We start from the raw sequence: 16,792 nt of genomic DNA, 5'->3' as shown, positions 1-16,792 counted from the left end.
AAACAACCTTAACCTAAGCTTGAGAATCACATGAGTAAAAAAAGAAAAGTCACTTTAACCCTTGCTGCCATAATTATTGCACTTGGTGGGGGCGCGCAGTTTTATACCAATCAGCAAGTGGATCAGGTTTTACAAAAATTCCCTTATTCTTTAGATAATCAACTCAGCCTCAATGTGACGGAAAGTGCCAAGAACTTTTTCAGTCGTGAGCTTACCTTTAGTTTAGAAAATAATGATGGTCAAAAAACCAATATTATTTCTACCAAACTGACGGCATTGCCTTTTTTCATTACGGCGGAATCGAAACTTTCCGAACAATTGGTACGTCAATTAAACAAAGATCTCAATATCACCATTGATAAAAACACCATTAACAGCAAATTTTCACCGGTTGGCGATTATCTGCAATCAAACATACTTACCGACTTCCGTGATTTTACGAACAAAACGCAAGCGCTTTCAGTCACTCTAGACTTTAATGCAGGCACAAAAAACGTAGCGCTTAATGCCAACTTAAGCGGCTTTAACTATGATAAAAACAGTAAATTAGAACAAATTCATGCCCAGATTAAACTTGTGCCCGTTGGCGAAAACCAATACGACATTTCAACCCTTGAACTCAATGCTAAAAATGCCGAATGGGATTTATTAAATGGAGAAAACACCAAAATCCAACTGAAAAACGCCCGTTATCAATTTGGTGTAAAAAAATCGGCTGATACAGACTTGCGCGATCTTTCCACCCAATTGAGTAGCGACACCTTACGCATTGCCAACAAAGAACGTACGACAGAAGAAAGCCAAACCGTGATTAACGGCATAACGCTGAATGTACAACAGCAAGGCGTAACAAGTGCGGTGGATTTTGCCAATGAATTTAAGAAACAGCTAAACGGTGAGCAAAACATTAAACATGTAGCCAATTTTCTAGCCGCCGTCCTCACGCAAAACCACACATTTAACGGAACCCTTTCCGTTAAATCCGTGGATGCGCCTAAAAATCAAAAGCCTTACTTTAATTTAAATGAGGCAAAACTCAATTTAACGATGACCAATACAGATCTCGCCAAAGCCAATCTGACTTTGCAATTAAATGTTGCCGGCATCAAACAGACGCCGGAAGAGCAAAGCAAACAATGGGAAGCCAAAGGGGCTCAAATCGTCTATCAACTTGATGGCTATAACTTGGAAAACAAATTGGCATTTATTCCGCTCTATTTAGATGCCCTCTCCATCAAAAATGCCCCCAAAGAAGATAACAAGACCTTATTAAAGCTGAAGAAACAATGGGCAAACACAATGGCTGGAAACAGCAATGCAGAAATCTCATTACAAGCATTTAATTACCAAAATGTCTCCTTGGAAACATTAGCGTTAAAACATCAAGGCTCAGAGGAAGACAACCAATATCGTGGAAATTCCACGCTTTCACTAAAAAAACTGACGTTGTCTGAAGCACAAGCGCAAATGGAAGATATTGCGTTCAATCTACCGCTCACCGTGAATAATATTGCTCAATTTGCAGAAAATCAGTTTTGCTTTGGGTTGACTGCATCATTGTGTTCAGCTTATTTCACACCGGAAACCACACAAAAACTCCTTGGAAATCAATGGAAAGATCTAGATTTAGCCAGTGATAACACAACCCTCACCTTCAATTTAAATACCTATCCAACCACAAAAGCCTATCCGGTGAGTATCCACCTTAAAGGCGCTTTAAAAACAACTAAAGATAAACAGTCCATCGCAGACATGTTCATCGAAAATATGCAAAGCACGACCAATATTGTTCTAAGCAAAGGCCTCGTGGAGACTTCTGATGAAGAAAGTTTAAAAATCAAAAAAGCCTCACCATTTTGGCAAGCCTTGTTGACGGAGCTTAAACCGGAAGAACGACTATTTCCGATATTTATCGAAGAAGGCGATAACTATGTTCTGACATTAGAAAGGGACAATAACCGTTTTCTAATTAACGGAAAAACCGTAGAAGAACTTCTGAAGCAACATGAACTAATGATGGATTCTTCTCAGCCGGAAAGTAAAGACTAAATACCATCACAAGAAAGTGGGCTACAGGCCCACTTTTTTTATTCTCACTCCGCTAAAAAACATTTTATTTTTCCACCGCACTTATCCTTTACAAAAAGCAAAATCTGCCTAAAATACCCGTCTTTACGATTTGCCTTGCGCAAATTCCTGACTTGAAATCAGACCATAAGAGACATTTATGACAACCTCATTTAAACCTGAATTACTCTCCCCTGCCGGCTCCCTAAAAAATATGCGTTATGCCTTTGCTTATGGCGCAGATGCCGTGTATGCCGGTCAACCTCGTTACAGCTTACGCGTACGCAATAATGAATTTAATCACGCCAATTTAAAAATCGGCATCGATGAAGCCCATGCGCTCGGCAAAAAGTTCTATGTCGTGGTGAACATTGCGCCGCACAATTCCAAGCTCAAAACCTTTATTAAAGATTTACAACCGGTTATCGATATGGGGCCAGATGCACTGATCATGTCCGATCCCGGTTTGATTATGCTGGTACGTGAACACTTCCCTGACATTGATATTCACCTTTCCGTACAAGCCAATGCGGTGAACTGGGCGACCGTGAAATTCTGGAAGCAAATGGGATTGACCCGCGTGATTTTATCTCGAGAACTGTCTCTTGATGAAATCGCCGAAATCCGCCAACAAGTGCCGGATATTGAACTGGAAATTTTCGTACACGGCGCACTTTGCATGGCGTATTCCGGTCGCTGCCTCCTTTCCGGCTATATCAACAAACGCGATCCAAACCAAGGCACCTGCACGAATGCCTGTCGTTGGGAATACAAAATGGAAGAAGGCAAAGTAGATGATGTGGGCAATATCGTACCGAAATTCGACCCGAGCCAACAGATTGAAGTGAAAAATGTCGCCCCAACCTTGGGCGAAGGCGCAGTGACCGATAAAGTGTTCCTTTACACCGAAGCGCAAAATCCTGATGAGCAAATGACCGCCTTTGAAGATGAACATGGCACTTACTTCATGAACTCGAAAGATTTACGCGCAGTGCAACATGTGGAAAAACTCACCGCACTTGGGGTACATTCCTTAAAAATCGAAGGTCGTACCAAATCCTTCTATTACTGCGCCCGTACCGCCCAAGTGTACCGCAAAGCCATTGACGATGCGGCCGCCGGCAAACCGTTTGATGAAAGCTTGATGGATACTTTAGAATCCCTTGCTCACCGTGGTTATACCGAAGGTTTCCTGCGTCGCCATACCCACGACGAGTACCAAAACTATGACTACGGCTACTCCATTTCCGATCGTCAACAATTTGTCGGCGAATTCACCGGCAAACGTAATGAGCAGGGCATGGCAGAAGTGGCGGTGAAGAATAAATTCTTGCTCGGTGATGAAGTGGAAATGATGACGCCACAAGGCAACATCGTGTTTAAAATCAACAAAATGCTCAACCGCAAAAATGCGGAAGTCGATGCCGCTTTGGGCGACGGGCATTTTGTCTTTTTAGATGTGCCGCAAGACATTCATTTAAACTATGCGTTGCTCATGCGAAATTTGGTTAACGCCAACACTCGCAATCCGCACGAAAAGAAAAGTTAATTTATTGTTAAATAAATGTTGCATTATTAATTTGGAAGCATATAATGCAACTCGTACCCTAAAAAAATATGACTCCAAATACTTTTAGCCCTTACCCCCTTGAAAGGGCTTTTTTTTGTCTGGAGAAAAGTAAAACATAGATTAAAGAATCAATTAGTCCGTACAAACACTTTCTTCTACATATTCGCCAAAAGAAATTAGCGTGATTTCTTTTATTTCCTTGAGATTCTCCCCAATTCGCACTAGACTACCGCCCTCTTTTTCAAACCAAATGTTCCATTATGCGTGTTGCCGATTTTTATTTTGATTTACCTGATGAGTTGATTGCCCGTTACCCTAAAACAGAGCGAACTGCCAGCCGTTTATTGCAGTTAAATGGCGAAAACGGGGACATTTTCCACCGCACTTTTGCCGATGTGTTGGAATTGATTCATCCGGGCGATTTGATGATCTTCAATAATACCCGTGTTATTCCTGCGCGGATGTTCGGGCGCAAAATCAGTGGTGGAAAAATTGAAGTGTTGGTAGAACGCGTATTAAGCGAATCTCGTTTTCTTGCCCATGTTCGCGCCTCTAAAGCGCCGAAAGAAGGGGCTGAATTGATTTTAGGGGAAGATAAATTAGGCGAAGGCAACGGTGTAAAAGCCTTGATGGTTGGTCGCCAAGGCAGTTTATTTGAAATTGAAATTGAAATCGCCGAAAAACAGACCGCACTTTTTGACGTTTTACAACAAATCGGGCATATGCCTTTACCGCCTTATATTGATCGTCCTGACGAAGAAGCAGATCAAGAACGTTATCAAACCGTCTATAACAAAGTGCCGGGGGCGGTTGCCGCACCGACAGCCGGTTTGCATTTTGATGATGAACTTTTAGCAAAACTGAAAGAGAAAGGCGTCAATTTCGCTTTTGTAACCTTGCATGTGGGCGCAGGAACGTTCCAACCGGTACGTGTTGAAAACATTGAAGATCATGTCATGCATGCTGAATATGTGGAAGTGCCACAAGAGGTTTGCGATGCCATTTTCGCCACCAAGAAAGCAGGCAAACGCGTGATTGCCGTGGGCACAACTTCCGTGCGTTCCATTGAAAGTGCAGCATTAGCGGCGGAAGAAAAACAACGTGATGTGTTAATTGAACCGTATTTTTCCGATACCTCTATTTTCATTTATCCGGGCAAAAAATTCCGCGTGGTGGATTGTTTAATTACCAATTTCCATTTGCCGGAAAGCACGTTGATTATGCTAGTTTCTGCGTTTGCCGGATTTAGCCATACGATGAATGCGTATAAAAGTGCGGTAGAAAATCGCTATCGTTTTTTCAGTTATGGCGACGCCATGTTTATCAGCAAAAATCCGAATGTGAAGGGAATGGAATAGAAATTGACTTATTTAGGTTCTCCACCTAAAATCCTACAACTCAAGCCTGTTACTCAGGCTTTTTTATTGACTAAAAACCTTCGAACTGTTTATTCGTTGAGGAAATGAAATGAAGTATGAATTAGATAAAACCAGTGGCAACGCCCGCCGTGGTCGCTTGGTATTTGAACGCCCACAGGGCACGTTTACGGTTGAAACACCGACGTTTATGCCTGTCGGCACTTACGGCACGGTAAAAGGCATGACACCGGAAGAAGTACGCGCCACCGGCGCAGAAATTCTCCTTGGAAACACGTTCCATTTATGGCTTCGCCCGGGGCAAGAAATCATGCGTAAACACGGCGATTTGCACGATTTTATGCAATGGCATCGTCCTATCCTCACGGACTCCGGCGGTTTCCAAGTGTTCAGCTTGGGCAAATTACGCAAAATTACCGAAGAAGGCGTGAAATTCCAAAACCCAATCAACGGTGAACGCATTTTCTTATCACCGGAAAAATCCATGGAAATCCAATATGATTTGGGCTCTGACATTGTGATGATTTTCGATGAATGTACTCCTTACCCGGCAACGTTTGACTACGCTAAAAAATCCATGGAAATGTCTTTACGTTGGGCACAACGCAGTCGCAACCGTTTTGATGAGTTGGGCAACAAAAACGCCTTATTCGGCATTATCCAAGGCGGCACCTTTGAAGAATTACGCAAAGTGTCTTTGGAAGGCTTGGTAAACATCGGCTTCGACGGCTACGCCGTGGGCGGCTTGGCCGTAGGTGAACCGAAAGAAGATATGCACCGCATTTTGGAATACATTTGCCCGCAAATCCCTGCCGACAAACCACGCTATTTAATGGGCGTGGGCAAACCTGAAGACTTAGTGGAAGGCGTACGACGCGGCATCGATATGTTCGACTGTGTCATGCCGACCCGTAATGCACGCAACGGTCATTTATTCGTCACCGACGGCATTGTGAAAATCCGCAACGCCAAATACAAAGACGACACTAGCCCGTTAGATCCACACTGCGATTGCTACACCTGTAAGCATTACACCAAAGCCTATTTATATCATTTGGATAAATGCGGCGAAATCCTCGGGGCGCGCCTAAACACCATCCACAACTTGCGTTATTACCAACGTTTAATGGCGGAAATCCGCCAAGCCATTGAAGACGATCGCTTCGATGATTTTGTGGTGGAATTTTATGCGAGAATCGGCAAGCCTGTTCCGCCGTTACAACTTGTAGAAACAGAAAAATAATCAGCTAAAAATCACCCGTAAAAAGTGCGGTGAAAAATTTAAGTGTTTTTTCCACCGCACTTTCATCTCTCACAGGAGTTCCTATGCAAATCCTTGAACCTCAAAAATTCGCCAGTTGGAATGAACCCATTGAAATGTTGTATGCCTGCCATAGCAAAGTGAAACGTTTTTGTCGGCAGTTGACGATTTTGCCTGATTATTTGGCAAAAAACGGTTGTAATCAGGCGGTGAAAAATGACGTTCAGCAAATTCTCAATTATTTCAATCAGTCAGCCCCGCTGCACCATGATGATGAGGAAAAAGATTTTTTCCCACTGTTGGTAAAATATGTGCCGGAGGCGCAAAAAGACATTGATGAGTTGGAAAGACAGCACGTGGCCTTGCATGATAACTGGGCAAAATTATCTGAACAGTTGCAAGCCTTGTTGACGGGCGAGCGAGAAAATGTTGATGTGGCGTTGATCAACAATGTAGTCTCGGGTTACGACAAACATATCGCGTTGGAAGAGCCGTTATTTGAGCTCGGTAAACAACATCTATCGGAAGCTGAATTACGCGAAATCGGTGACATAATGAGTGCTCGTCGTCGCGTACAAGCCTAAGGTATCGTTGATTTAAACTATGGAATATCAACTTGATACTCGCGCGTATCGTTGTCCTCTGCCGTTATTAATGACGAAAAATGCCGTCAACACATTAGCCCCAAATGATGTCTTGACGGTATGGCTTGCTGCGGAAAGTGACATCGAAGATTTTCGTTTATTTTGCAAAGCTCAGCAGTTGTCTTTTGCTTTAATAAGTCAATCTCAACGCACCATTCAAATCACCAAAATCAACAAGTAACCTCCCTATTTTCAGCCTTCAAAAGTGCGGTCGTTTTTGCCGTCATTTTTACAATATCATTTTCACATTTCAGCGAATTTATGGTATTTTAACTGCCGATTTTAATCAGTTTACGGACGCTCCACAGCGTCTTCTCTTTTCATTAACTAAAAGGAAATTTGAATGGAAGCTCAACAAGGCAGCCCAATGTCAATGTTATTTATTTTTATCATCTTCGGATTGATTTTCTATTTCATGATTTATCGTCCGCAAGCAAAAAGAAATAAAGAACACAAAAAATTAATGTCCGAATTAACCAAAGGCACCGAAGTATTAACCGCCGGCGGTATCATCGGTAAAATCACCAAAGTAGTTGAAAACAGCGACAGCATCGTTATCGCGTTAAACGACAGCACTGAAGTGACCATCAACCGCAACTACATTGCAGCGGTATTACCGAAAGGCACAATTAAAACCCTTTAATCTTACATTCCTCAAGGGAACAGGAAATCTATGTTAAATCGTTACCCTTTATGGAAGAATCTAATGGTGATCTTTTTGGTCGCCATTGGTATTTTATACGCTCTTCCAAATCTTTACGGTGAAGATCCTGCCGTACAAATCTCAGGAACTCGTGGCCAGGAAGCTAATTCCAGTGTGCTAAGCGAAGTTCAAACTGTCCTAAAAGAAAATAATCTGACAACTAAATCCATCGTGTTAGAAAACGGCTCTATTCTTGTACGTTTTAACAATACCGATAACCAATTACTCGCCAAAGATAAAATCACTGAAAAATTAGGCAATAACTACTCTATCGCCCTGAACCTTGCACCGGCAACACCAAAATGGCTAAGCAGTATCGGCGGCAATCCAATGAAATGGGGCTTGGATTTGCGTGGTGGGGTACGCTTCCTGATGGAAGTGGATATGAACTCTGCGCTCACCAAACGTCAAGAGCAATTACAAGATTCCTTACGTACTGAATTGCGCAAAGAAAAATATCAATACAGCGCGATTAAGTCAGCAGAGAATTTTTCCACAATCGTAAGTTTGGTGAATCCGGAACAGTTATCTGATGTACAACGTTATTTGCGCAAACAGCATCCAACCTTAGACATTCGCGCGATTTCTGATAATACCCTGTCTTTGGCGTTATCTGATGCGGCATTAAACGAAGCCCGCGAAAGCGCGATTGAACAAAACTTAAGTATTTTGCGTAAACGTGTCACTGAACTTGGTGTCGCAGAAGCCGTAATTCAGCGCCAAGGCGCAGAACGTATCGTGGTTGAATTGCCGGGGGTACAAGACACGGCCCGCGCGAAAGAAATTCTGGGTGCAACGGCGACCCTTGAATTCCGCTTAGTCAATGGTAATGCAAACCTAGAGGCAGCCGCTCGCGGCATGGTGACTTCTGATTCTGAAGTAAAATATGATAGAAACAATCGCCCTATCGTGCTCTATAAACGTGCCGTATTAGGTGGTGAACACATTACGAACGCCAGTTCCGGTGTGGATCAAAATACCTCTAGACCGCAAGTGAGCGTCACCTTGGATAGCGAAGGCGGCGAAATCATGTCACAAACTACACGCGCCAACATCCAAAAACCAATGGCGACGTTGTATGTGGAATATAAAGACAGCGGCAAAAAAGACGAAAATGGAAAAACCATTTTACAAAAACACGAAGAAGTGATTAACGTTGCGACCATTCAAGGCCGTTTCGGTAGTCAATTCCAAATTACCGGCATTGACTCTCCGGCAGAAGCACAAAACCTTGCCGTATTGCTTCGTTCCGGGGCGTTAATTGCGCCTATTCAAATCGTGGAAGAACGTACCATTGGCCCATCTCTTGGAGCACAAAACGTCGAACAAGGTTTGCAAGCAAGTTTTTGGGGCTTAATGATCGTCGTCGCCTTTATGGTGATTTACTATCGTAAATTCGGTCTTATTGCCAATGTCGCCTTAATCGTCAATATCATTTTATTGGTTGGCTTGATGTCCTTATTACCGGGCGCCACGCTCACCATGCCGGGGATTGCCGGTATCGTATTGGCGGTTGGGATGTCCGTGGACGCAAATGTGTTGATCTTTGAGCGAATAAAAGAAGAAATTCGCAACGGTCGCCCTGTTCAACAAGCTATTAGCGAAGGTTATAGCGGTGCATTCAGTTCTATCTTCGATGCGAACTTAACCACCATTTTGACTGCGGTAGCACTTTACGCTGTAGGGACGGGTCCGATCAAAGGCTTCGCAATCACCTTATCTTTAGGGATTGCTATCTCCATGTTTACCGCAATCACCGGAACACGCGCAATCGTGAATTTCTTATACGGCGGCAAACGAATTGATAAATTATCAATTTAACGGTGAGGAAATATATTGTGAATTTAGAAAATAGAAGTCAGCCAATTAGAGAAATTCAAGGCATTAAACTCCCTTTCCGTTTAGTGGAATTCATGAAATTCCGTATGTGGGGCTACCTTGCTTCCGTCGTCATTATCGCGGTTTCATTATTCTTTGTATTTACCAAAGGTTTCAACTGGGGCTTAGATTTTACCGGCGGTGTGGTGGTAGATACCCACTTCTCTCAACCGGCAGATTTGGAAAAAATCCGTTCTACGTTGGTGCAAAACGGCATTGAGAGTCCACTCGTACAAACCACCGGCGGTGTGCGCGATGTGATGATTCGCCTACCGGCAACCGATGATGCGCAAATCGGCGATCACGTCAAAAAAATGCTGAACACCTTGGATAGTGATATTCAAATCCGTTCCATTGAATTTGTCGGACCTAACGTAGGTGAAGAATTAACCCAAGGGGCTATTTACGCCACCTTAGCCACCCTCATTATGCTCTTGCTTTATGTGGGCATGCGTTTTGAATGGCGTTTAGCAACCGGTGGTGTGCTTTCTTTAGCGCACGACGTGATTGTCACCCTCGGTGCATTCTCTTACTTACAAATCGAAATGGATTTAACCTTTATTGCGGCGATCCTTTCGGTGGTAGGTTACTCGTTAAACGACAGTATCGTGGTATTCGACCGTGTGCGTGAAAACTTCCGTAAAATCAGACGGATTTCCGCCATCGACATCATCGATATTTCCTTAACTCAAACCCTATCCCGTACCATTATGACGTCAGTAACCACGTTAATTGTCGTTATCGCCCTCTTCATCTTCGGCGGTCCTACCATTCACAGTTTCTCGCTAGCCTTGCTTATCGGGATCGGATTCGGTACCTATTCTTCCATCTTCATTGCGATTGCTATCGCCTATGACTTAGGTTTAACCCGTGAACACATGGTTCAACCGAAAGTGAATAAAGATGATATTGAAGAGTTACCATAAAAATCACTAAAACAAAAAAGGTCGTTTTTTAACGACCTTTTTTATTTCCAACGTTCATCGCATTTTCCAAATAACGCCATAAAAACGTTTTATTTTTCGACCGCACTTTACCCAATAAAAAAGCGGCGAAACTCGCCGCTTAAAGAGAAAAGCCTTAAATATTAGGCGTAAACCGGAAGACGTTTACAGATTGCTAATACTTTTTCTTTCGTTGCAGCAATCACTTGTTCTTCATTGTCTTTACCGAGTGCATCTAACACATCACACATCCAACCAGCAAGTTCACGACAGTCTTGTTCGTTAAAGCCACGACGGGTAACGGAAGGTGTACCCACACGAATACCGGAAGTCACAAATGGTTTTTGTGGATCATTCGGTACCGAGTTTTTATTCACGGTAATGTTTGCTTTACCAAGTGCTGCATCCGCTGCTTTACCGGTTAAACCTTGTTGAACTAAATCCACCAAGAACAAGTGGTTTTCGGTACTGTTTGAAACCACTTTGTAACCACGTTGTTTAAACACCTCCACCATGGCTTTCGCATTTTTCAAGACATTTTGTTGGTAGATTTTATATTCCGGCTCTAATGCTTCTTTGAAGCACACTGCTTTTGCCGCAATAATGTGAACTAATGGACCACCTTGACCAGCCGGGAAGACTGCAGATTGAAGTTTTTTATACATCTCTTCATCGCCGCTGGCAGATAAAATTAAACCGCCACGTGGACCACCTAAGGTTTTATGCGTTGTTGTTGTAACAACATGGGCATACGGAAGTGGGTTCGGATAGACACCCGCGGCAATTAAACCGGCAACGTGTGCCATATCCACGAATAAATAGGCGCCCACTTCATCTGCGATCTCACGCATTTTTTTCCAATCAACCACTTGAGAATAAGCAGAGAAACCGCCCACAATCATTTTCGGTTTCACTTCATGGGCTTGTTTACGCAAAGCATCGTAGTCAATCAAACCTTCATCCGTAATGCCATATTGTTCTGCATGATAGATTTTACCGGAGAAGCTCACAGAAGCACCGTGAGTTAAGTGGCCACCGTGTGCCAAGCTCATACCTAAAATGGTATCGCCCGGATTTAATAATGCCATATAAACGGCCGCATTCGCTTGTGAACCGGAGTGCGGTTGCACGTTCACATAATCTGCGCCAAATAATTCTTTCGCACGATCAATCGCCAACTGTTCCACAATGTCAGCGTACTCACAACCACCATAATAGCGTTTACCCGGATAGCCTTCCGCATATTTATTGGTGAATTGAGAACCTTGCGCTTGCATTACGCGCGGGCTGGCATAGTTTTCAGAAGCGATTAATTCAATATGTTCTTCTTGACGACGATTCTCATCTTGAATGGCTTGCCATAAAACCGGATCGTAATCAGCGATGTTCATGCTCTTTTTAAACATTGTGTTTTCCTCGTTATGTAATTTTGAGTGGTATAGTGTAACTGTTTCTGGATTGAAATTTAATTAAAAGTTAAATCCTAAATTTTCATCAAATCAATGAAAACGATTCATAAAAGTGCAGTCAAAAAATCCATTGAATTTTTAACGTTCCCTTTGCCGGCACCGCCATCTAGTATTCGCAAGTACGCAGACGAACTTATGAATCATTTTTTTGCTATTTTTTCTGCTCACGAGCTACGGCGCGATAACCGATATCACGACGATAAAAACGGCCGTTCCATTGAATTTGTTCGGCAAGTTTTAAGGCTTTTTGCTGTGCATCAAAGACACTTTCGCCTAATGCCGTTGCGCAAAGCACGCGGCCGCCGTTGGTGACTAACTTGCCCGCTTTCGATTCCACTCCCGCCAAGAAAACTTTCTCATTTTCGACCGCACTTTGAGGCAAACCAGTGATTTCATCGCCTTTGCGATAATCGCCCGGATAGCCTTCTGCTGCCAATACGATACCCAAAGAAGCCTTCGGATTCCACTGGGATGTCACTTCGTCCAATTTGCCATCACAGGCTTTAAGACAAAGTTCCACCAAATCCGATTCTAAACGCAACATGATCGGTTGGGTTTCCGGATCACCGAAACGACAGTTAAATTCGATCACTTTCGGCTGTCCATTTGGCATGATCATCAAACCGGCATACAAGAAACCGGTGTAAACATTCCCTTCTGCCGCCATGCCGTTGACCGTTGGATAGATCACTTCACGCATTACGCGCGCATGAATTTCAGGTGTCATCACAGGCGCAGGAGAATAAGCCCCCATGCCGCCGGTGTTTAAGCCCGTGTCTTTTTCGCCCACACGTTTGTGATCTTGACTGGTCGCCATAGGCTCGACGTTTTTGCCATCCACCATGACGATAAAGCTCGCCTCTTCGCCATCTAAAAATTCTTCAATGACCACTCGACTACCGGCTTCACCAAAGGCATTGCCGGAAAGCATATCGCGCACCGCGTCTTCCGCTTCTTGCAACGTCATCGCGACAATCACGCCTTTGCCTGCCGCCAAACCATCTGCTTTTACGACAATTGGTGCACCTTTTTCACGCAAGTAAGCCAATGCCGGTTCGACCTCAGTGAAGTTTTGATATTCCGCTGTTGGGATTTTATGACGCGCTAAAAAATCTTTGGTGAAGGCTTTGGAACCTTCTAATTGCGCCGCCGCTTGCGTTGGACCAAAAATTTTCAATCCCGCCGCACGAAACGCATCCACCACGCCAATCACAAGTGGCGCTTCAGGCCCCACGATCGTTAAACCAATGTGGTTATCTTGGGCAAATTTAACCAACGCTGGGATATCCGTTGCGGCAATATTCACGTTTTCAACCTTTTGTTCTAACGCCGTCCCAGCATTGCCCGGTGCAACGAAAATTTTATTCGCTAATGGAGATTGCGCCGCTTTCCAAGCGAGGGCGTGTTCACGACCGCCGTTTCCGATGATGAGGATATTCATGTTGTAGTCCTTGTATCTTTTTGAATTTAATCCCCTCTTTAGCAAAGAGGGGTAGGGGAGATTTGGCAGAAGTTATTTCAACCTCATAGTACATTTAGCATCGTTTAAATCTCCCCCCCAGCCCCCTCTTTACGAAAGAGGGGGGGATAAGTAAAAAAGTAAGTCGCTCATTGAGCGAAGTGACGACATAAATTAATGACGGAAATGCCGCATTCCGGTCAATACCATCACCATATTATGCTCATCTGCCGCATCAATCACTTCTTGATCGCGCATTGAGCCACCCGGATGAATCACGCATTGAATGCCCACTTTCGCCGCCGCATCAATGCCATCACGGAATGGGAAAAAGGCGTCAGATGCCATCACACAACCGGCTACGGTTAAACCTTCATCCTGAGCCTTAATACCCGCAATCTTCGCAGAATATACACGGCTCATCTGGCCTGCGCCAATGCCGATGGTTTGGTTATCTTTGGCGTAAACAATGGCATTCGATTTCACAAATTTCGCCACTTTCCAGCAGAATAATAAATCTTTCAATTCTTGTTCGGTCGGTTGACGTTTGCTGACCACTTTTAAGTCATCCAAGCCCACCATGCCTAAATCCGCATCTTGTACTAACAAACCACCGTTCACGCGTTTGAAATCTAAACGTTGGGTACGTGCTTGCCATTCTCCACATTCAAGCAAACGTACATTTTTCTTACGTTTCACCACTTCAATAGCTTCTGCAGACACTTTCGGGGCGATAATCACTTCCACAAATTGACGTTCTACAATTTCATTTGCGGTTTTTTCGTCTAATTCACGGTTAAAAGCAATGATGCCGCCAAAGGCTGAGGTTGGGTCTGTTTGATAGGCACGGTTGTAAGCCTCTAAAATGTCTTTGCCTAAAGCCACACCACACGGATTGGCGTGTTTAACAATCACGCATGCCGGCTCATCAAATTCTTTTACACATTCAAGGGCTGCGTCGGTGTCGGCAATATTGTTATAAGACAAAGCCTTACCTTGCAGTTGGTTTGCCGTTGCCACACTCGCTTCTTTTACATTAAGATCCACATAAAATGCGGCATTTTGGTGGGAATTTTCGCCGTAACGCATGGTTTGTTTACGCACGAAATTCAAATTTAAAGTCCGCGGGAATTGACCGCACTTCGCCTCCGCATCTTCTTCAGCGGCAACATGATAAGGTTTCACCAACTGACCGAAATAGTTCGCGATCATGGAATCGTATTGGGCGGTGTGTTCAAATGCTTTGATAGCAAGATCAAAACGGGTTTCCAGGGTTAAGCTGTTTTGATGCTGATCCATCTCGGCAAGAATGGCATCAAAATCCTGATTGTTCACAACAATCGCCACATCTTTATGGTTTTTCGCGGCGGAACGCACCATGGTTGGACCACCGATATCAATATTTTCCACGGCATCTTCTAACGTGCAATTTGGTTTCGCCACGGTTTCGGCAAAAGGATATAAATTCACCACCACCATATCAATGCCTTCAATGCCGTGTTGCTGCATGATGGCATCATCCGTGCCACGACGACCTAAAATCCCACCGTGCACTTTCGGATGTAAGGTTTTCACGCGACCGTCCATCATTTCCGGGAAACCGGTGTAATCGGACACTTCGGTTACCGGCAAGCCGTTTTGTTCTAAAAGTTTTGCCGTACCGCCGGTAGAAAGCAGTTTAACACCGCGTTTTACGAGGCCTTCGGCGAATTCCACAATACCGGATTTATCGGACACGCTAAGCAATGCTTGGCGAATGGGACGAGTTGATTGCATGAATAATTTCCTTTGATTTATGAAGTAAATTGGAGGTGGCGTATTATAACGCAAACGTTTGCGTTTATGTAGAAATGCACGAAAAATTTGTAAAAAAGTGCGGTCGTTTTTAAAGGCATTTTTATATTTGTGCAAAAGAAAAAGCACGAATCCGCTTTCACAAATTCGTGCTTTCTCAAGGTTGGCAAACTATGCTTTGGCTTGTGCCCGTTTCACTAAAATCGTGGAAAGGCTGAACGCCACAATAAAGGAAATGGCCATACCAATGCTATACATCGCAAGGCTATCAGGTTTAATCGACGGAATACCTAAAAAACCTGCCGCACCAAGGGCGATGGCTTTGACGTTAAAGAAGGCAATGAAGGCACTTGCCAGACCGGAACCAATCATCGCCGCGATAAAGGCTTGACGATAACGCAAGTTCACCCCGAACATGGCCGGCTCGGTAATACCCAGCAACGCAGAAATGCCTGAAGGAATGGCCAAGCCGCGTACTTTTGGATCTTTTAAAGCGAATGCCACGCCCAAACAGGCGGCTCCCTGCGCAATGTTAGACATTGCCGCAATTGGGAAAATAAAGGTACCGCCGGTGCGTGCCATTTCCGCCAATAATTGGGTTTCCACCGCAATGAAAGTTTGGTGCATACCGGTAATCACGATGGGTGCGTAGAAGGTACCGAAAATCGCACCGCCGATAAAACCTAATGTGTCATATAACCAGGTTAACCCTGCCGCGATTAATGAACCTGCTTCACGTCCGATTGGGCCAATGAGGGTAAACGCCAAGAAGCCGGCGATAAACAAGGAAAATAACGGTGTGACCAAATTATCTAAATAAGACGGCACAAATTTACGAAACGTTTTTTCTAACGTTGCCAACACCCAAGCGGAAATTAAGGTTGGGATCACAGTGCCTTGGTAACCTACTCGTTCAATTTCCAAACCAAACACATTCCAATATTGGATTTTGCCTTCTGCCAGCGTTAAAGCATAGTTCCAACCGTCAGCCAGTGCCGGGTGAACCAATAACATCCCTAATGCAGCCCCAAGGAATGGATTTCCGCCAAACTTACGGGTGGCAGAAAAACCAAGCAATACGGGCAAGAACACAAATGGTGCGTTTGCAATGGTGTTAATGAAATCTACTAAATCTTTGAGTTCAGGATGCATGTCAATGACGCTGAGTTCATCCACAAAGAACCCTTTGGCGGTGAGCATGCTGTAAATACCCATCAACAAACCGCCTGCCACAATGGCCGGAATGATCGGTACGAAAATATCCGCTAAACCTTTCACCAAACGTTGCAACAAACTTTGATTACCGCCAGCCGCTTCTGCCACTTCCGCTTTACTCACATCGCCGATACCCAGCAATTTGGTTAATTCAGCGTGGACTTTATTCACGGTACCGGAACCAAAAATAATTTGATATTGCCCGGCAACAGCAAACTGCCCTTTTACCCCCTCAATATTGTCGATGCCTTCCTTGTCCACTTTGCTTTCATCATTTAGCACAATACGCAAACGGGTAGCACAGTGAGCCGCCGTGACAATATTTTCTTTGCCGCCAAGTTTTTCAATCACTTGTTGGGCGATTTTAGGAAAGTTCATAGTCTTCTCCCGAAGTAGTAAATAATAGGTAGAA

The 16,792-nt window shown here is 44.0% G+C and carries 13 protein-coding genes; 9 read left to right on the top strand and 4 right to left on the bottom strand.

The genetic code is table 11. The features are described 5' to 3' along the window. The first annotated feature begins 30 nt into the window (after positions 1-30). The 9 genes from LQ983_RS08230 to secF all read left to right on the top strand — a co-directional run bounded on the left by LQ983_RS08230 (position 31) and on the right by secF (position 10,425). Entirely contained in the window at positions 31-2,049 is a 2,019-nt protein-coding gene (locus LQ983_RS08230) for a YdgA family protein (protein WP_230622312.1), read from the top strand. A 178-nt stretch (positions 2,050-2,227) separates the two neighbouring features. Next, positions 2,228-3,616, top strand: coding sequence for a tRNA 5-hydroxyuridine modification protein YegQ (yegQ, locus tag LQ983_RS08225; RefSeq protein ID WP_230622311.1), 1,389 nt, complete (start codon positions 2,228-2,230; stop codon positions 3,614-3,616). Positions 3,617-3,897: 281 nt separating this feature from the next. Beyond that, positions 3,898-4,995, top strand: a complete 1,098-nt coding sequence (gene queA / locus LQ983_RS08220; protein WP_230622310.1) for a tRNA preQ1(34) S-adenosylmethionine ribosyltransferase-isomerase QueA — start codon at positions 3,898-3,900, stop codon at positions 4,993-4,995. A gap of 109 nt (positions 4,996-5,104) precedes the next feature. Then, on the top strand, positions 5,105-6,256 hold the full coding sequence (gene tgt, locus LQ983_RS08215) for a tRNA guanosine(34) transglycosylase Tgt (protein WP_230622309.1): 1,152 nt from the start codon (positions 5,105-5,107) through the stop codon (positions 6,254-6,256). Between the two features lie 83 nt (positions 6,257-6,339). Beyond that, positions 6,340-6,858 carry a hemerythrin domain-containing protein gene (locus tag LQ983_RS08210; RefSeq protein WP_230622308.1) on the top strand — a complete coding sequence of 173 codons (519 nt, stop codon included), beginning with the start codon at positions 6,340-6,342 and terminating at the stop codon, positions 6,856-6,858. Positions 6,859-6,877: 19 nt separating this feature from the next. After that, a complete protein-coding gene (locus LQ983_RS08205; protein WP_230622307.1) occupies positions 6,878-7,099 on the top strand; it encodes a sulfurtransferase TusA family protein in 222 nt (73 codons plus the stop codon). 162 nt (positions 7,100-7,261) lie between these two features. Beyond that, complete coding sequence (gene yajC, locus LQ983_RS08200; RefSeq protein WP_006718961.1) at positions 7,262-7,561, top strand: preprotein translocase subunit YajC; 300 nt, start codon at positions 7,262-7,264, stop codon at positions 7,559-7,561. 30 nt (positions 7,562-7,591) lie between these two features. Further along, complete coding sequence (secD, locus tag LQ983_RS08195) at positions 7,592-9,442, top strand: protein translocase subunit SecD (protein WP_230622306.1); 1,851 nt, start codon at positions 7,592-7,594, stop codon at positions 9,440-9,442. Between the two features lie 17 nt (positions 9,443-9,459). Further along, complete coding sequence (gene secF, locus LQ983_RS08190) at positions 9,460-10,425, top strand: protein translocase subunit SecF (RefSeq protein WP_230622305.1); 966 nt, start codon at positions 9,460-9,462, stop codon at positions 10,423-10,425. Between the two features lie 161 nt (positions 10,426-10,586). Here secF and glyA read toward each other — a convergent pair whose 3' ends face one another. The 4 genes from glyA to LQ983_RS08170 all read right to left on the bottom strand — a co-directional run bounded on the left by glyA (position 10,587) and on the right by LQ983_RS08170 (position 16,758). Beyond that, complete coding sequence (gene glyA / locus LQ983_RS08185) at positions 10,587-11,849, bottom strand: serine hydroxymethyltransferase (protein WP_006718964.1); 1,263 nt, start codon at positions 11,847-11,849, stop codon at positions 10,587-10,589. A 214-nt stretch (positions 11,850-12,063) separates the two neighbouring features. Continuing rightward, complete coding sequence (gene purD / locus LQ983_RS08180) at positions 12,064-13,353, bottom strand: phosphoribosylamine--glycine ligase (RefSeq protein WP_230622304.1); 1,290 nt, start codon at positions 13,351-13,353, stop codon at positions 12,064-12,066. 192 nt (positions 13,354-13,545) lie between these two features. After that, positions 13,546-15,147 carry a bifunctional phosphoribosylaminoimidazolecarboxamide formyltransferase/IMP cyclohydrolase gene (gene purH / locus LQ983_RS08175; RefSeq protein ID WP_230622303.1) on the bottom strand — a complete coding sequence of 534 codons (1,602 nt, stop codon included), beginning with the start codon at positions 15,145-15,147 and terminating at the stop codon, positions 13,546-13,548. Between the two features lie 189 nt (positions 15,148-15,336). Next, positions 15,337-16,758, bottom strand: a complete 1,422-nt coding sequence (locus LQ983_RS08170) for a sucrose-specific PTS transporter subunit IIBC (protein ID WP_230622302.1) — start codon at positions 16,756-16,758, stop codon at positions 15,337-15,339. Positions 16,759-16,792 lie beyond the last annotated feature (34 nt).

Origin of the sequence: Aggregatibacter sp. Marseille-P9115 (assembly GCF_920939465.1) — a bacterium.
Classification (GTDB): domain Bacteria; phylum Pseudomonadota; class Gammaproteobacteria; order Enterobacterales; family Pasteurellaceae; genus Aggregatibacter; species Aggregatibacter segnis_B.
Note: the sequence above shows the minus strand (reverse complement) of the source record. Positions and strands in the feature narration are given on the sequence as shown.